This window comes from Paraburkholderia metrosideri, from assembly GCF_904848625.1.
In the GTDB taxonomy this organism is placed as follows: Bacteria; Pseudomonadota; Gammaproteobacteria; order Burkholderiales; family Burkholderiaceae; genus Paraburkholderia; species Paraburkholderia metrosideri.
This window is the reverse complement of record NZ_CAJHCP010000006.1, coordinates 520,913-538,608: the sequence shown is the minus strand read 5'-3', so window position 1 is coordinate 538,608 and position 17,696 is coordinate 520,913. Positions and strand designations below refer to the sequence as shown.

Sequence of the window (17,696 nt, the reverse complement as noted above, 5' to 3'; positions counted from 1 at the left end):
AGCACTGATTCCAGATGCACCACTACCCCCTCCAAGCCAGGGAACCCACTTAAGAGCCGGCGGTGTGAGCCCGCTTTCTTTGCTTACTTTCTTTGCGGCGGCAAAGAAAGTAAGTGCCGCCCCGCACAGGGGCAACACCAATAGACCACCGTGAATTCAAGGAAAGGCCAACGCCCATGGAACACAGCCAAAAGCCCCACCCCAAAACCAACCCCCAAAACCAACCCCCCAAAAAAGCAGCCCCCCCGCCGGGGCCTATAATGTCGCACAAACCGCCGCCCCGTCCCTCCAGAAAAAATGCCCGATCTGCTAGCCAATCTGAACCCCGAACAACACGCCGCCGTCACGCTCCCTAATGAGCCCGCGCTCATCCTGGCCGGCGCAGGCAGTGGCAAGACCCGCGTGCTGATCACGCGTATCGCATGGCTCATCCAGCAGGGTCTGGCGTCGCCGGCCACGATCCTCGCGGTGACCTTCACCAACAAAGCCGCCCGCGAAATGATGTCGCGCCTGTCGGCGCTGCTGCCGATCGACACGCGCGGCATGTGGATCGGCACCTTCCACGGCCTGTGTAACCGCATGCTGCGCGCACATCACCGTGACGCGGGTCTGCCGGCCACCTTCCAGATTCTCGATACCGCCGACCAGCTCTCCGCGATCAAGCGTCTGATGAAGGGCCTCAACGTCGACGACGAAAAGTACCCGGCGAAAAATCTCCAGTACTTCATCAACAACGCGAAAGAGCAGGGCCTGCGGCCGAAAGACGTCGACGCCACCGACAACTTCAACCGCAAATTCGTCGAACTCTACGAAGCCTACGACCAGCAATGCCAGCGCGAAGGCGTGGTCGATTTTCCGGAACTGCTGCTGCGCTGTTTCGAACTGCTCGCGCACAATCCGCCGCTGCGCGCGCACTATCAGGCGCGCTTCCGGCATATCCTGGTCGACGAGTTTCAGGACACCAACAAGCTGCAATACGCGTGGCTGAAAATGCTGGCGGGTCAGACCAACTCGATCTTCGCGGTCGGCGACGACGACCAGTCGATCTACGCGTTCCGCGGCGCGAACGTCGGCAACATGCGCGACTTCGAAACCGAGTTCAAGGTCCGTCATCTGATCAAGCTCGAACAGAATTACCGCTCGCACGGCCATATTCTCGATGCGGCCAATCAGTTGATCGCGAACAACTCGCGCCGGCTCGGCAAGAACCTGCGTACCGACGCGGGTCACGGCGAACCGGTGCGAGTGTACGAATCCGCGACGGATTCGCAGGAAGCCGGCTGGATCGTCGAGGAAATCAAGGCGCTGATCAGCACCGGCACGTCGCGCAGCGAAATCGCGATCCTGTACCGCAGTAACGCGCAGTCGCGCACGATCGAGCACACGCTGGTCAACGCGGGTATCGCGTATCGCGTGTATGGCGGCTTGCGCTTTTTCGAGCGTCAGGAAGTCAAGCACGCGCTCGCCTATCTGCGTCTGATCGACAATCCGAACGACGACACTGCGTTCGCCCGCGTCGTCAATTTCCCGACACGCGGCATCGGCGCGCGTTCGATCGAGCAACTCGCGGACGCGGCGCGTCTGTACAACTGCTCGATGGCTGCCGCAATTCCGTACGTCGCGGGCAAGGCGGGTTCGAGCCTCGCGAGTTTCGCTAACCTGGTCGGCAAGATGCGCGCGGAAACGCAGCAGATGAGCCTGCCTGAAACCGTCGAGTACGTGGTCCGCACGAGCGGTCTGTCGGAGTTTTATCAGAACGAACGCGAAGGCCAGGACCGGCTGGAAAACTTGCAGGAACTGGTCAACGCGGCGGCGGCTTTCGTCAGCGAAGAAGGCTACGGCATGGACACGCCCGCGCGTTCCATTCCGCTGCGTCCGGGCGCGACCGCCGCGCCTGAACTGGCCGTCGCTACCGACGATCCGAACACCGTCGTGTTCGACGCGCCCGGTGTCGCCGATCCCGCGCAGAACCCGGACACGATGACGCCGCTCGCCGGCTTCCTGTCGCACGCGTCGCTCGAAGCGGGCGACAACCAGGCGCAAGCCGGCCAGGAAGCCGTGCAGCTGATGACCGTGCACGCGGCCAAGGGCCTCGAATTCACGGCGGTGTTCATCACCGGTCTCGAAGAGGGGCTGTTCCCGCACGAGAACAGCGCGATGGAATCGGACGGGCTGGAAGAAGAGCGTCGCCTGATGTACGTGGCGATCACGCGGGCGAAGGAGCGCTTGTATCTGTCGTTCGCGCAAAGCCGGATGCTGCATGGTCAAACGCGTTACAACATCCGTTCGCGTTTCTTCGACGAGCTGCCGCAGGAAACGCTCAAGTGGCTCACGCCGAAGGTCGAGGCGGGCGCGCGCTGGGGCGGTCGATCGGATAACGCGGGTTATGGGCGCGACTGGTTTGCGCGGCCGGGCTACACGGGGCCGGCTTCGTCGACGCCAGCGCAGCTGCCCGCGTTCGCGAATGAACAGCGTGCAGCGGAGACGGGTTTTCGCGTCGGCCAACAGGTGTTTCATACCAAGTTCGGCGAGGGCACGATTACGGCGCTCGAAGGCGGCGGCGCGGACGCGAAAGCGCAGGTCAAATTCAAACGGCACGGCGAGAAATGGCTGGCGCTAGCGGTCGCCAAATTGCAGGCGGTCGAATGAGCGCGCCCATCTCGCACCGTCCGCTGGGAATTCTCGCGGCCTTGCCGCAGGAACTCGGCGATCTGATCGAGGCCATGCGCGCCGAGTCCGGCGTGCGCACCATCACGCACGGCCGGCGTGACTATCATCTGGGCACCGTCCACGGCACGCCGTGCGTCGTCACGCTGGCGCGCGTCGGTAAGGTCGCGGCGGCGGCTACGGTCAGCGCGCTGATCCATGCATTCGATGTCGAAGCCGTCGTGTTCACCGGCGTCGCGGGCGGTGTCGGACTCGAGGTGCGGGTCGGCGATATCGTCGTCGCCGATACGCTGCTGCAACACGATCTCGATGCATCGCCGCTATTTCCGCGTTTCGAAGTGCCGTTGCTGGGCATGTCGCGATTCGCCGCCGATGCGTCTCTCGCCGACCGGCTCGCGGCGGCCTGTGAACGCTTTGTCGCGGAAGAGGGCGCGGCGTCGGCGGCGCGCTTTGGCACGCACGCGCCGCGGGTGCATCGCGGGTTGATCATCAGCGGCGACCAGTTCGTGGCCAGCGCCGTGGGTGTGCAGGCGTTGCGCGACGCGTTGCCGGATGCGCTTGCCGTCGAGATGGAAGGTGCAGCGATCGCGCAGGTTTGCCATGAGTACGGTGTGCCGTGCGCGGTGGTGCGCACGATCTCCGATACCGCCGACGATCACGCGACGCAGTCGTTCGTGTCGTTTCTGACGGAGATCGCCGGCGCCTATTCGAACGCGATCCTGACGCGCTTTCTCAACGCGCGTGAATCGGTCTGACGGTCTGACGGTCTGACGGTCTGACGGTCTGATGGTCTGACACTCAGACAATCTGGCGGATGGAGCGCGTAGCCCAGACGAATGGACGCACGCGCTTCGGTCGAGCCGGTCTTGTCGGGCGCAGCTTGCGAGACAACCTCGCTGTCACAACCGCTTCACAGCGCCGTCCCTGTCCCCGTCCCCATCAGTTCGCGCCAATCCCGCCCAGCGCTTCCCGAATCTGCAGCAACGCGGCGGGGTCTTCAATCGTTGGCAGATCGCCCGGATCGCGTCCTTCCGCGAGCGCGGCGATTGCACGGCGCAACATCTTGCCCGAGCGCGTCTTCGGCAGCATCGACACCACCACCACACGCGCAGGCCGTGCAATCGCGCCGAGCTGACGTTCGACCGTCGCGCTCAGTTCGGCCTCGAGCCGTGCGCGCTCGCTGCTATCCGCCGAGATCTGCGCGCCGCGCAGCACCACGAAGGCCATCGCCACCTGGCCTTTCAGCGCGTCCGTCACGCCCACCACCGCCACTTCGGCGACCGCCGCATGGCTCGACAACGCTTCCTCGATTTCGCGCGTGCCCAGCCGGTGGCCGGCGACGTTGATCACGTCATCCGTGCGGCCGAGAATCGTCACGTAGCCATCTTCATCCTGCACGCCCCAGTCGAAGGTCGAGTAGACCTGCTGGTTCGGGATGCTCGACCAATACGTGCTGACGAAGCGGCTGTCGTCACCCCATACCGTCGACATGCATCCCGGCGGCAACGGATAGTCCAGCGTCAGCACGCCTTTCTCGCGGGGTGCGCACGCATCGCCGGTCAATTCATTGCGCAGCGTCAGATTGAAACCGGCGGACGGCACGCCCGGCGAGCCGAGCTTCGAGCGCAACGTTTCGACGCCGCGCGGAATCGCCAGCATTGGCCAGCCGGTTTCGGTCTGCCAGTAGTTGTCGATGACCGGCTTGCCGAGTGCGTCGGCGATCCACGCGGCAGTCGGTTCGTCGAGTGGCTCGCCGGCCAGAAACAACGTGCGCAGACTCGACAGATCGGACTTCTTCAGCAGTGCCGGGTCCTGTTTTTTCAGCACGCGCAACGCAGTCGGCGCGGTGAACATCAGATTGATCTTGTGCTGTTCGACCAGACGCCACCAGATGCCGCCGTCCGGACGGATCGGCGTGCCTTCGTACATCACCGTGGTCAAGCCCGCGATCAGCGGCGCGTAGATGATGTAGCTGTGGCCGACCACCCAGCCTACGTCCGACGCGGTGAACATCGTGTCGCCCGGCTTGCCCTCGAAAATATGTTCCATCGATGCCGCGAGCGCCACCGCATAGCCGCCCACGTCGCGCTGCACGCCCTTCGGCTTGCCGGTTGTGCCGGACGTGTAAAGCACATACGAAGGCTCGTTCGATTCGAGCCATTCGCACGGCACATGCACGTCGAAGAACTGCTCGCGCAACGGCTCGTAGGCAACCAGATAGTGCGCATTCAGGCGCTCGGGCGCGAGTTGCCGGTCGATCAGCAGCACATGGGGCGTCTGGTGCGTCGCGCGGGCGAGCGCTTCGTCGATCAGCGGCGTGTAGTCGATCACCTTGCCGCCGCGCGCGCCGGCATCGGCGGTCACGATCAGCACGGGCTTCGCGTCGTCGATGCGGGCCGCGAGATTGGGCGCGGCGAAGCCGCCGAACACCACCGAATGAATCGCCCCGAGCCGCGCGCATGCCAGCATCGCGAACAGCGCCTCGGGGATCATCGGCAGATAGAGCAGCACGACGTCACCGCGCTTCACGCCGAGCGAGCGCATCACCGCGGCCATCCGGTTGATTTCGCCGTATAGCTCGGCGTACGTGTAGCGCCGCTCGATCCCGGTTTCGGTCGACACGTACACCAGCGCATTCTGCTGTGCGCGTTCGGCCAGATGCCGGTCCACCGCGTTATGACACAGGTTCGTGCGGCCGCCGACAAACCAGCGCGCGAACGGCGGGTTCGAGCGGTCGAGCACGTCATCGAAGGGCGTGTGCCAGTGAATTCGCCGCGCTTCTTCGCGCCAGAAGTCCTCGGGGTTCTCAATCGAACGGCGGTGGAAGTCGCGATAGCTTGTCATCTGCGGCGATCCTTGTGCGGCGGGAGGGAACGGTCGGAGGAGGTGCGATGTCGCCGTGTTGCGCGGCGCGAAAGCGGCGCCGATGTCCGCTCAAGGATAGAGCACGCGCGACGTGGCGGACAACACGGGTTCACCATAAGCGCAACGCAGCGGCTCGCGCAAAAGAAAAAGGCGCCGCAGCGCCTTTCCCCCATCAGTTTCGGACAACCCGATCACGCCTTTGCGCGCTTGCCTTCGATATCCGGCAGCAGCACCGTCAGCACGCCGATCAGCGGCAGGAACGAGCAGACCTTGTAGACGAACGCGATGCTGGTGGCATCGGCCAATTGTCCAAGCACCGCCGCGCCGACGCCGCCCAAGCCGAACGCGAAGCCGAAGAACAGGCCCGCCACCATGCCGACCTTGCCGGGAATCAGTTCCTGCGCATACACGAGGATCGCCGAGAACGCCGACGCCAATACCACGCCGATGATCACCGTCAGCACGCCGGTCCAGAACAGGTTCGCATACGGCAGCAGCAGCGTGAACGGCGCGACCCCGAGGATCGACACCCAGATCACGTACTTGCGGCCAATCTTGTCGCCGATCGGACCGCCGATCACCGTGCCCGCCGCCACTGCCGCGAGGAACACGAACAGATGGATCTGCGCCGCCTGCACCGGCAGATGGAACTTGTCGATCAGATAGAACGTGAAATAGCTATTGATGCTCGCAAGGTAGAAGTACTTCGAGAACACCAGCAACACCAGCACGCTCATCGCGAAAATGACCTTGTTGCGCGGCAGTGCGGCGTGTCCGGCCAGATTGCGCGCCTTCTTCACCGACGGATGACGCTTGTACCAGCGGCCGATCTGCGTCAGCACGACGATGGCGACGAGCGCCGCCACCGAGAACCACGCAATGCTGCGCTGGCCGTGCGGAATCACGATCAACGCGGCCAGCAGCGGTCCGAGCGACGAACCCGCGTTGCCGCCGACCTGGAACAGCGACTGCGCGAGGCCGTGGCGTCCGCCCGATGCCATGCGCGCGACCCGCGACGATTCCGGATGAAACACCGACGACCCGCAGCCGACCAGCGCCGCCGCGATCAGCAGCACACCGAAGCTGGACGCCACCGACATCAGCAGCAGACCCGACAGCGTGAAACCCATCCCGACGGGCAGCGAATAGGGCTTCGGATGCTTGTCGGTATAAATGCCGATCAACGGTTGCAGCAGCGATGCCGTGATCTGGTAGGTCAGCGTGATCAGACCGATCTGTCCGAACGACAACGAAAAGTTGTCCTTCAGCATCGGGTAGATGGCCAGGATCAGCGACTGGATCATGTCGTTGAGCAGATGCGAAAAGCTGATCGCACCAAGCACGGAATACACCGTGCGCTGGACTTTCGCCGCTGGCTGCGCGCCGCCGGCCGCAGGACTGGAGGTGGCGCTTGCGGCTGTTGCGCCAGCGAGGGCGCTTTTTTCGAGGCTCGTTTCCATACGCTAGATGAAAGAGAAAAATGGTGGCGAATGAGGATCTGGCGGTCACCGTCGAGTCGCGCAGCGCCTGCCTGTCTGGTGCGACAATTCGACGCGACTTTTGGCGGATTCGACTATTTAGCGAAGTTTAATGTGGCTTGAGCGAATTGTAAGGACAAGTTTTGTCGCGAATCGGACAGCATGGTCGCGGTGCGGACGCGTTGGCGCCCCATTTAGCCCGAGCCCGATGCACTACGGCAGTGCAACGAGTCGTCTGATAAATACGATCCGGGTGATTTTTGGCCATGTATAAAACGTGTCGCGGACGCGCAGCTTACAAAGCGGCGCATCGAGGACCGGGCGGCGCACCCGGTGGACGTAAGCGACGGCAAAGATCGCAGACGTTCCCGGCGCCGACCCGGAGAGATAAGCGGTAATGCCGGAACCGACCTTTCCGGCAGGTTCATCCATGGACCAGAAGTGGGGGGTGGGGAAGATGACAGCAGTGTCGCGAGGCAACCCGCGCAGCGCGGGATTCAATGCGGGGATGGGTTCCGGAGGACAGGCGGTGGGTGGCAAGCCCGCACACGCCGTGAAGCTAAAGGGGATGTCGGTCAAGACGACGTTGCGACTCGCGTTTGCAGTGTTGCTCGTCGGCACGCTGCTGATCGGCGTGTTTTCGCTGGCGCAGATCGGCCGGCTGAACGCGTCCGCGCAGTCCATCTACGATCAGGGGCACATCGCCAGCCGGGCGGCCGAAGAAGCGCGCGGGCACATGCTGCGGGCGAGCCGCGCGCAAAAAATGCTGCTGACCGCGACCACCGCCCGGGAGCGCGACGAACTGGGCGCGGACATCGACCACGCGCTCGCCGGCCTCTCCGCGCAACTCGGCACCTTGCAACAGTACGTCGACACCTCCGAGCCCAAAGCGCTTGCGCAGCAGAACGCGTTTGCTGCCGCGATCACGGTGTGGAGCGGGCATCTGCGGGACTTCGTGACGCTCGTGAAGGCGCAGCCGCTCGATCTGTCGCAGATGAACTGGCAGGTCGGCACGCAGGACATCTCGTTGCTGGTCGAAACCGGCAAACTCGAAAAGCTCGTCGACGAACTCGTCGCGCAGCGCGGGACGGCAGCGAAGGCGACCATCGACGCGTCCGGCTTCATCTACCACTCGTCGTTCGTGATGATCGCGCTGATGACGGTCGGGCTGATCGTGCTGGCATTCGGGATCAGCGAATGGGTGGTGCGGCGTCTGGCCGGCCAGCTTGGCGGCGAGCCGGCCTATGCGAAGGAAATCGCCAGCCGGATCGCGGCCGGGGATCTGTCGAATCGCATCGTGCTGGCGCGCAAGGACCGGTCGAGCATGCTGTATGCGCTGCACGACATGCAGAGTGGTCTGGCGACGACGGTTGCCGATATCGCGTCGAGCGCGGATGCGATTGCGACGGCGTCGGGGCAGATCTCGATGGGCAATCTGGACCTGTCGCAGCGCACCGAGCAGCAGGCGATGGCGCTCGAGCGCACCGCTAGCAGCATGGAGCAGTTGACGTCCACGGTGCGGCAGAACGCCGACAACGCGAAGCAGGCGCGCACGCTGGCCGACAACGCGTCCGAGATCGCGGAGAAGGGCGGCGTGGTGGTGAACCGCGTGGTGGCGACGATGAACGAGATCAACGATAGCGCGCGCAGTATTGGCGACATCATCGGCGTGATCGAGGGGATTGCGTTTCAGACGAATATTCTGGCGTTGAACGCAGCGGTCGAGGCGGCGCGTGCCGGCGAAGAGGGGCGTGGCTTTTCGGTGGTCGCCGCCGAGGTGCGCAATCTGGCTCAGCGCAGTGCCGCGGCTGCGAAGGAGATCAAAAGGCTGATCGACACGTCGGTTGAACGGGTTAGCAACGGTTCGACGCTCGCACGGGATGCGGGGCTGACGATGGATGAGATCGTCAAGGCGGTTAAGCGCGTGACCGACATCATGGGGGAGATTTCTGCGGCGTCATCCGAGCAGAGTGCCGGGATTGAGGAGATCAACCTGGCGGTTACGCAGATGGATTCCGGGACGCAGCAGAACGCGGCTTTGGTGGAGGAGGCTACTGCCGCTGCGCGGTCGCTGGATGATCAGGCTAAGGGGTTGAAGGTTGTGGTGGGGAAGTTTCGGGTTTAGGGTTTTGGGTTGCCTCAGGCGCGCATCGCGCCCGGTTTGATCCGTGCTAATCGTGTTGTCCTTATTAAATCAAGAGCCCATAAAAAACCCGCCGGCGGCGGGTTGCGCGTTTCTCTATCCTGCGGGGACCGTTCGGGCCCGGGTCGTTCGGGTTGGGTGCTGCGTTACAACGAAATATATAGTGTCAGGATACGTGAGCGGCGTACAAATAAACTCTTAGAGCTTTTGCCCAGATTGCTTCACCTGAAAGAATGGCGCGCGCGACCGCTGCCCTTGCCCCCACGGCTTGCGCGACTCGTTCGAGAACACGTCTGCGCTGGTCTGTGTCGCCGACTTGGACGCTAGGCGGCGCGCCTCGACTATCGACACGGACGGCCGAACGACTGACAGAAAGGCGAGTTCGCAGGCCATACCCGCCACGCTATTCCTTCTATTCGTTGCAAGGTACGAAAGTCAACAAGCTCGAAATCTGACTGATTCTGACCGCTGTGCTGGCGGTCTAACTAAGCCTATTTATCCAGGCTCCGCGGGTTTTTGCATGGTTTCGATCGCCTTGATTCGCTTCGCTTTCGCATCGACGATCAACTTGTACGCGGCATAATATTTGTAGATGTTGCGAACGTACGTGGTCGTTTCAATACCGATTTTCTCCGCTACCACGATTTCGACATTGTTGAACCATTTGTCGGGATCGAGGCCACGCGTCGCGGCCTCCTTGCGCATCTTTGCGATATTGCCCGGTCCGGCGTTATAACTTGCGAATGCGAAAAGCGGGCGTTCGCTCTCGCTGAAATGCGCATCCGGGAAATAGCGGCTCATCAACTGGTCCATATACTTCGTGCCCGCGTGAACGTTCGCTTCCGTCACTGAAATACTGCCGACGCCCATTTCCTTGCCTGTCGCAGGCATCAACTGCATGACGCCGATCGCACCGACGCGGCTACGCGCGCCCTGATTGAGTTGCGATTCCTGGTAGCCTTGAGCTGCAAGCATCAGCGGATCGAAACCATAATCCTTGCCGTATTTTTCGAACAACGTGATGGTTTGCTCGAAACGCTTGCGTTCGGCGTCGTTAGTATTGTTCGATATCTGTTTGATCTGTTTCATGTAGCGGGCGAGACGATAGGCCTCGATGCCTTGCTTCTTAACGTAGTTAGCATAGAACTCGTTCAGCGCGACCTGCAGTTGGGGACTGTTCTTGCGGATGGCCCACCCGGTATAGCTTTCGCTTCGCACCACGAGGTTGTCATGCACCTTGATATGCGGAAGTGCCTGTGACCACATCTTCGCTTTCCAGTCGTCCACAACGACAATACTCAGCACGCCCGCGTTGAGCATCTCCAGCTTGTCTTCGTCTTCGAGCGCGTCGGGCAGCAGCGTAATCTGCATGAGCGGCTTTCCGGCAGACTTGAAACGTTCGTTAAGCGCGGTCAAGCTCTCGTAGTAGCTCGTTGCTTGACGCACATAGACCTGCTTTCCAGCGAGGTCGTCGAGCGTAGCGAGCGGCGCGGCCTTGGGGCCGGTCACAATCAGTTCACGAACGGGTTTGCGGTCGCGTGGTGCGATGAAATCGACAAGCTTTTCGCGTTCGTCCGTTGCCGTGAGATTGCCGGCTGAGATGTCGCCGAGTCCGGCCGTGAGATTTGTCAGAAGTTTGTCCCGCGTGGTCGGAATCAGGTAGAGCGTGACCGGCCGCTTGGCGAGTTCGCTCGCATAGCGTTTGTTGATATAGCGCTCGAAATCGCGCGCGAGCTCTGCCGATAATCCGCGCTCGCGACCCTTGTCGTTGAAATAAAGAGTGCGGCTATAAGGCACAAGGAAGCGGATGATCCGGCGCTTGAGCATGGCGTCGAAGTCACCAGTCCACGGCTTGTTGCCGAGATTCAACTGGCGCACGCCGCCAGACGGTGCGGCAGTGGATGACGCTTCGGATGTGGTTGTGGGTGACGACGCGGGGGACGTCGGCGGTGCTGGGGCTGCCTGCACGGCTGCTACGAGCAATAACGTTGAGCAGATAACCGCTAAAGTCAGAGGGATGGCTTTCATGTGTCTCCCCGAACGATCATGCGACGGTCTAGATTTCTGTTTGATTTTCGCTTTTTACTCTGAGACGCAAGTTCACGCGTACGGCGATGCATCGTTAAATCATAGGTTACCGACGTGCGCGTAGGGGATACGATTTCCCCTAACTATATTGCCCTAAGTCGAAACCCGGCTATAGCATCGAAACCATGTTCTCGTGGACAAGCGCCAAGCATGTCGTGCGCAAGTTGCCGCACACGAATGGTGTCGATAGCCACGATGCGGACGTGGCCCTGCATGTTCTGACCAATCGATAAAAGCGCGCGCCGCGTCGCCCACGGCGGGTCACCGGATGTCGTTCGGCTTGACGTAGGCGTGGAAGAACCTTCCAACGAAAATAGAAAACCTATCAGATAATTTTTTCAACAGTATTAATCCAACCCCGAACCGATGCGCTTGGCTTATTGGTTGAGATATTCGAGCTTGTAGGTTGAACGGCATCTCTCGAAATTTTTTCCGGCGCACAAACTCAGGATCAGAGCGAATTATCACTTTTGGCGAGAGGACAGCATGAGCCCTGTTAAGAGCACCCTAACGGTATTAGTCTCCGCGCTGTGTTTTTCAATCTGGCCAGCGTCCGCCCAAACTCCGAAAGGATGGGACCGTACAGTCCGAGTGGCCGACAACCTTGAACCCGCTATCCCGCACCCCGAGCAAGACAAGAATGTCGCAGACAAATTGCGCGCGTTGGAATCAAAGACCGGTCGGAAGCCAAACATTCTCATCATCTTGGTCGACGATATGGGATATGGAGATCCCGGCGCCTACGGCGGCGGCGACATGGCGGGGGCGCCTACGCCGAATATTGACAAGCTGGCGCAGAACGGGCTCAAGCTGACGTCTACATACACGACACCACTTTGCACACCCTCGCGGGCGGCGCTTTACACCGGACGAATTCCTGCGCGAAGCGGGCTCACGCGCCCGTTGCTTGCCTCCGATCGACCGACCCACAACCCTTGGGCTGACGAGGTAAGTGCGGCAAAGCTGCTCAGCAGCAACGGCTATATCACCGGCCTGTCCGGGAAGTGGCACATCGGTGAGGGCAAGGGAATGCAACCTCAGGACGTCGGCTTCGACGAATTCCACGGGTTTCTTTCAGTGGTCAGCGAGTACACCCAGTACATGGACGCTGCCAAGTATCCGCAGTTAATGCTGAATCCCGATCGGCTGGCTACCTTCAAAGGACTGAGCGAGTACAACTCTATTGTGGATGGAAGAAAGGGTGGGGATTTGAAGGTGGCGTACCCGCTAGATACTCCGAAACGGATGGGCAATGTAGATCAGGACTTCGCAAACTGGTCCGTTGACTTTATGAAACGTGCGGCGCAGGCCAACAAGCCGTTTTATCTTGTTCATGCTTTTGCGAAAGTACACTTCGACAATTATCCGGGCGACGGCTATCAAGGGCGCAGTCCAGCGAAGCTGCCTTATAAGGATGCGGTGGTCGAGGTGGACGACATTGTTGGACGTTTGATTCAAACCCTGAAGGACACGGGGCAAGAAGAAAACACCCTCGTGTTCTTCACCTCGGACAATGGCCCAGAGGAAGATAGTTATCCGGATTCGGGCTATACGCCATTCCGGGGTGGAAAAGGCACTACCTGGGAAGGTGGTGTACGCGTTCCGGGCATTGCTTACTGGCCAGGAATGGTTAAGCCGGGGCGAGTTAGCGACGGCCTTTTTGACCTGATGGATTTGTTCAATACGTCGCTCGATCTCGCCGGAGCCAAGGCCAAAATTCCGAAGGAGCGTTATATCGACGGCGTTGACCAGACCGGTTTCCTACTGAGCGACAACGGCGAAACCGCACGTCAAGCAGTGTTTTCGTACAATCAGGCAGATTTTTCGGCGCTACGCTGGGGAGAATTCAAAGCCTACTTCATGGTCCAGCTGTTTGATCAGCCGTTTTCGAACATAAGCATGTCAACGTTTGTTCCGGTCGGCGTTTCGCCATGGGTCTTCGATATCTATAGAGATCCAAAGGAGCGGTTGACACGAAGCAATAGCGATTATGAGTGGGCTTATGGTCCTGTCCTTGCAATGCAAGCCGCTCATATGGCAACTTTCAAGAAGTATCCAAAGAAGGATATAGGACTCGGAATTGGCGGAGGCGGAGATCCGCGATGATCTGGCTCCAACTGTATCGGATCGGCCTTCAAACATGTCTACGCTCCGAAACTTCGATGACGACGCGCGTGCCGCCATGCTTTGCTATCTCGTTGTCGCCGAACTTGTCGCGATGGCTAGTACAGGTGAGTGGTTGCGCACGGATCACATTGTCGAGTCATCGCGAATCTGGATGAGCGCAAACGGCGTGGCATGCGATTGGCAGGATCGCGTCGCGCTCGCAGGCGCTGCGGTCCTACTCGCGCCAGATATTCTCGAGGCGTTTAAGCTCACGACAGGGCGGTCCCTTACGCCGCTGTTTTCCGATGGCTGGATGCTCGACTATCAATCGCCGATAGTATGTGAGACCCACGGAGTCTGCGCTGACTACCTCGCGCAGACGTAACTAATCACAGACAGTTCGGGATTGATAATGGAAAATTCCAATAGCATTTATTGTCTTGGATTGAAATTATTCGGAAATTGTCACTATGATCCGCAGAGTCCGTCGGCAGTTTATTTTTCGCTTGGTGACGTACTTGCAGCATTAGGCTTGCTCCTGGCATTTTCCCAGCTTACCGCACCGCATCAGCGCCTACGAGCACAAATAAAAAAAGATCCGTAATTGCCGCTTTGATATGCTTTGCATCCGCCTTCGCGGCTACTCTTATTGGGTCAGTACTGCCGCAAACCACCCTCGCAGGCGCTCCAATAATTGGATTTCCAATAGTCTGGGAATGGATCGGAAGTTGCCTGGTTTTTCTAGGCTCTTTGATACTTTCACGCGTGCTATTTTCACCCGTTAAACTCAAGGCATCAAATGCGAAGCGATACCTTGATTCTATGATCGCATGGGTGGGCCGTACCAATAGTGATGCCTCTATCATTGCGACAGAAATAGAGAAAAGTGTTGAGACTTTGTTCTATTTGATTGAGATCGGTGGCAGAGATGGTAGTCGGCCGAGAAAATCAGAAAGCATTTGCAAATCTTTGTTGGCATTCGTAGCCAATCCCCGCATTACTGACGCGATTGTGCAAGTTGCTCCCCAAACAGCTGAACGACTTGTGCTGTCATACGTGAAAAATCCAATTGATCGACGATTTGCTGAGCCGTTACTCAAATTGCTAGTGCGAAGTGCTATTAATGCCGAGAAAACGCTCGCTATTGAAGAGGCTCAACACCGTTCGCTTGGAATTAGGCCTAGCCTTACGTCAGGAATCTTTGGAAATTTTGCCTTTTTGTCAAGCCCAGTAAAACCACTGGAAGTTATTGGCAATCTACATATGCGAGGAGTTCTGTTTCTTACTTATTCGAGCGCCATTAGAGAGGCTGTCATAAGCTCCCTTGTTCATTCTCGGGCTGCCGAGCCAAAGGGGCCGCTTCACACAGCATTAACCACTTGGGGTGATCGTGCACGGACCGCGATCGAATACAATCTCATTGCTCTTTTGGCTGACAAAGAGAAAATGAACGATGCAACCGAACTAATCGGACGTGGATTTGTAATGGTGCTATCTGGTATCCGGGAAAACTATCAAACATCTAATTTTCTAGTTATTCAGAAAAATATTGAGGCGGTGAGCATTCAATTGTGGGGCGGTATATTTCGCTATTTTCGATTTCTTGATGGCATACCGCTTAACGAATTATCGATGCTGACGGCAATCCGTCCACTTCAATATATAATGAGACCTGGACCGACCAGATTTGATCCAATAATAGTAAATATCTTTGACGCTCGACTAAAAAGCGAACTTGGCAAGATAAAAAATGGATCTACTAAAGACATTTGGCTTTTGAGAATGTCGCTTTTTATGATGCTGGGAGATTCGATTGAAAGCGACGTCGCAGAACCTCCTTTTTCTACTTTGCTAGAATGGTTGATGCGGAATTTTCATGATCTTTGGATCAAAGAGCCGGCACTTGCGAAATCGGCCTTGCCTCCCCATGCCAAATATGATCCAGAAGAAAGAACGATGTTTATAGATCTTTGGAATTCCAATGGTGATGCAATGGAGTTCAAAACGCTGCCTAGCTGACAAACACAGCCCGACAACTAAGTAAAAGCTGATAAACATCAGTTTTTTGAAATTTTCGAAAATCAACTGAGGTCTATCTAATCGGTTTTCTTTTGGGGAGATCTAAAGCCTGTCGTTCGTCTTCAGAGCGTCTTAATGAGGGAAAAGTGTGGAATATTGTTAGATGGATCGATCGGAACTCGAAGGACTAAAATCACTTGCCAGCGCCCACCGCGCAGTTTAAATTTTGAGATTTTTCATGTGTTGATTTTCCATATGCTGAGACATAATATGGTTCTCACGTTCTGGCACGGCCCTCGGAATGGCCAGAACTTTTAGCCAACCTAAACGGGTCGGCTTTTTTCCAACTGGGCACGTCGAGGCATTCAGACGCTTTACTTGGGGCCGCTCTTGCGGAAAACGTGCTGAAATAGTCAACGGGCAGGCAAAAAATCCAGATGGAAACCGCGTGAAAACCGCGTGAGCGACCGGAGAGTCTTGCCCAACACGGCATAATGGCTAGCCGGCTGATTTTCGAAGTTGCCCCTGTGCGGGGCGGCACTTACTTTCTTTGCCGCCGCAAAGAAAGTAAGCAAAGAAAGCGGGCTCACACCGCCAGCTCTTAAGTGGGTTCCCTGGCTTGGAGGGGGCAGTGGTGCATCTGGAATCGGTGCTTCCGCACACTCCGCGTTCGTGACAAGGCAGTCATACTTCCCGCCTCGCACTTCGTGCTCGCCGGAAAGGGCGTTCTTTTTGCGGTGTGTGGGAGCAGGTGCGGTCGCAATACTCGGCAACTCGTTGAGCACCCCTTGGTTTTTTAGATATGCAAACGCGCGTGCCGCTCTGCACCGGAGGCAGGTGGCGCAGACAAACACATTGAATCATTGGGATATGGCGCTCTCCACCAGGGACGCGATCTGGCGGTCAGCGGAAAGCATGAGAAGGTGGCTGAAGAACCACCGCTACGGCGCGCGAAGCGTCGCCGGAAGAATGACTGCCTTGTCACGAACGCGGAGTGCGCGGGAGCACTGATTCCAGATGCACCACTGGCCCCTCCAAGCCAGGGGCGCCGCTTAAGAGTTGGCGGTGTGAGCCCGCTTTCTTTGCTTACTTTCTTTGCGGCGGCAAAGAAAGTAAGTGCCGCCCCGCACAGGGGCAACACCAATAGACCACCGTGATCACAAGGAAAGGCCAACGCCCCAAGAACACACCCCAAGGCGGCGCCCGACCAAAGCATCCAGCCATCGGGCAACTTGCCACGAACGCGGAGTGCGCGAAAGCACTGATTCCAGATGCACCACTGCCCCCTCCAAGCCAGGGGACCCACTTATGAGCTAGCGGTGTGAGCCCGCTTTCTTTGCTTACTTTCTTTGCGGCGGCAAAGAAAGTGAGTGCCGCCCCGCACAGGGGCAACACCAATAGACCACCGTGATCACAAGGAAAGGCCAACACCCCTGGAACTCACCCCAAGGCGGCGCCTTCACCCCGGCGTAACAACCACCGTACAAGTAATCCCAGCCGCCAACACAACCCCCTCGGGCACAGCATCAATCCTCACCCGCACAGGCACGCGCTGCGCCAACCTGACCCAGTTAAAAGTCGGATTCACATCGGCCAGCAACTCCCGGCTCTCCGGATTATCGCGATCATAAATCCCGCGCGAGATGCTCTCGACATGCCCCTGCAACGTACCGCCGCTCATCAGCCGAACTTCGGCCTTATCGCCAACGCGCACATGCGGCAACTTGGTTTCCTCGAAGTAGCCATACACCCAGAACGAGTGACTATCGACAATCGCAAGCTTCGCGGCACCCGCCGTCGCATAGTCGCCACGAAACACGCTCAGGTTGGTCACATAACCGTCAACCGGTGACACCACCCGCGTACGTTCCAGATTCAGCTTCGCAGCATCGAGCGCGGCCAGCGCCTGCTGATAGGAGGCCTCGGCAGCCGAAGCCGTATGCGTCGCATTCTCGCGGCTCTCCTTCGACACCACCAGCGAGTCCATATCGGCACGCCGCTGCGCATCGTCACGCTTCATCTGCAACTCGGCCTTGCGGGCGGCCACTGCCGCCTGCGCCTGCTCAACCGCAATCTGGTAATGCGACGGATCGATCTGCATCAACAGATCGCCTTTCTTCACCAACTGGTTGTCCTTCACCGGCAGATCGACCACCGCGCCGGACACATCCGGCGCGACGTTTACGATCTCGGCGCGCACGCGACCGTCGCGGGTCCACGGTTCATCCATGTAATGAACCCACAGCACGCGCCCAAGCAAAATGGCGATGACAAAAATAATGGCTGTCGCGATGAAGCCAACAAGATTTCGGATGGTCATGTTTCGACTC

Annotated in this window: 10 protein-coding genes; 6 read left to right on the top strand and 4 right to left on the bottom strand. The window is 58.8% G+C overall.

Going from position 1 to position 17,696, the window contains the following annotated elements:
• The first annotated feature begins 297 nt into the window (after positions 1-297).
• Positions 298-2,649: a UvrD-helicase domain-containing protein gene (locus LMG28727_RS16055; RefSeq protein WP_201643299.1), complete on the top strand. Its 2,352-nt coding sequence runs from the start codon at positions 298-300 to the stop codon at positions 2,647-2,649.
• Positions 2,646-3,422 (top strand): 5'-methylthioadenosine/adenosylhomocysteine nucleosidase, encoded by a 777-nt coding sequence (locus LMG28727_RS16050; RefSeq protein ID WP_201643298.1) that lies wholly within the window; start codon positions 2,646-2,648, stop codon positions 3,420-3,422. Before LMG28727_RS16055 ends, LMG28727_RS16050 begins: the two co-directional genes overlap by 4 nt.
• 184 nt (positions 3,423-3,606) lie before the next feature.
• On the opposite strand, the gene LMG28727_RS16045 is transcribed toward LMG28727_RS16050, so the two are convergent.
• Together LMG28727_RS16045 and LMG28727_RS16040 are read right to left on the bottom strand one after the other, a co-directional pair.
• Entirely contained in the window at positions 3,607-5,511 is a 1,905-nt protein-coding gene (locus LMG28727_RS16045; protein ID WP_201643297.1) for a propionate--CoA ligase, read from the bottom strand.
• A gap of 212 nt (positions 5,512-5,723) precedes the next feature.
• Positions 5,724-6,992 (bottom strand): MFS transporter, encoded by a 1,269-nt coding sequence (locus LMG28727_RS16040; RefSeq protein WP_201643296.1) that lies wholly within the window; start codon positions 6,990-6,992, stop codon positions 5,724-5,726.
• A gap of 526 nt (positions 6,993-7,518) precedes the next feature.
• On the opposite strand from LMG28727_RS16040, the gene LMG28727_RS16035 reads away from it, so the two are divergent.
• A complete protein-coding gene (locus LMG28727_RS16035) occupies positions 7,519-9,135 on the top strand; it encodes a methyl-accepting chemotaxis protein (protein WP_407945851.1) in 1,617 nt (538 codons plus the stop codon).
• A gap of 513 nt (positions 9,136-9,648) precedes the next feature.
• Here LMG28727_RS16035 and LMG28727_RS16030 read toward each other — a convergent pair.
• A complete protein-coding gene (locus LMG28727_RS16030; protein ID WP_201643295.1) occupies positions 9,649-11,181 on the bottom strand; it encodes an MltF family protein in 1,533 nt (510 codons plus the stop codon).
• Between the two features lie 651 nt (positions 11,182-11,832).
• On the opposite strand from LMG28727_RS16030, the gene LMG28727_RS16025 reads away from it, so the two are divergent.
• From LMG28727_RS16025 to LMG28727_RS16015, 3 genes are all read left to right on the top strand, one after another.
• Complete coding sequence (locus tag LMG28727_RS16025) at positions 11,833-13,347, top strand: arylsulfatase (RefSeq protein ID WP_201643294.1); 1,515 nt, start codon at positions 11,833-11,835, stop codon at positions 13,345-13,347.
• 34 nt (positions 13,348-13,381) lie between these two features.
• Positions 13,382-13,732: a hypothetical protein gene (locus LMG28727_RS16020; protein WP_201643293.1), complete on the top strand. Its 351-nt coding sequence runs from the start codon at positions 13,382-13,384 to the stop codon at positions 13,730-13,732.
• Between the two features lie 437 nt (positions 13,733-14,169).
• A complete protein-coding gene (locus LMG28727_RS16015) occupies positions 14,170-15,366 on the top strand; it encodes a hypothetical protein (protein WP_201643292.1) in 1,197 nt (398 codons plus the stop codon).
• A gap of 1,459 nt (positions 15,367-16,825) precedes the next feature.
• On the opposite strand, the gene LMG28727_RS16010 is transcribed toward LMG28727_RS16015, so the two are convergent.
• A complete protein-coding gene (locus tag LMG28727_RS16010) occupies positions 16,826-17,686 on the bottom strand; it encodes an efflux RND transporter periplasmic adaptor subunit (protein ID WP_201643291.1) in 861 nt (286 codons plus the stop codon).
• Between the last annotated feature and the right edge of the window lie 10 nt (positions 17,687-17,696).

Excerpts from the sequence above, each read along its gene's own strand:
- LMG28727_RS16055 (WP_201643299.1), top strand. The coding sequence starts at position 298 with ATGCCCGATCTGCTAGCCAATCTGAACCCCGAACAACACGCCGCCGTC.
- LMG28727_RS16050 (WP_201643298.1), top strand. The coding sequence starts at position 2,646 with ATGAGCGCGCCCATCTCGCACCGTCCGCTGGGAATTCTCGCGGCCTTG.
- LMG28727_RS16045 (WP_201643297.1), bottom strand. The coding sequence starts at position 5,511 with ATGACAAGCTATCGCGACTTCCACCGCCGTTCGATTGAGAACCCCGAG.
- LMG28727_RS16040 (WP_201643296.1), bottom strand. The coding sequence starts at position 6,992 with ATGGAAACGAGCCTCGAAAAAAGCGCCCTCGCTGGCGCAACAGCCGCA.
- LMG28727_RS16035 (WP_407945851.1), top strand. The coding sequence starts at position 7,519 with ATGGGTTCCGGAGGACAGGCGGTGGGTGGCAAGCCCGCACACGCCGTG.
- LMG28727_RS16030 (WP_201643295.1), bottom strand. The coding sequence starts at position 11,181 with ATGAAAGCCATCCCTCTGACTTTAGCGGTTATCTGCTCAACGTTATTG.
- LMG28727_RS16020 (WP_201643293.1), top strand. The coding sequence starts at position 13,382 with ATGTCTACGCTCCGAAACTTCGATGACGACGCGCGTGCCGCCATGCTT.
- LMG28727_RS16015 (WP_201643292.1), top strand. The coding sequence starts at position 14,170 with ATGATCGCATGGGTGGGCCGTACCAATAGTGATGCCTCTATCATTGCG.
- LMG28727_RS16010 (WP_201643291.1), bottom strand. The coding sequence starts at position 17,686 with ATGACCATCCGAAATCTTGTTGGCTTCATCGCGACAGCCATTATTTTT.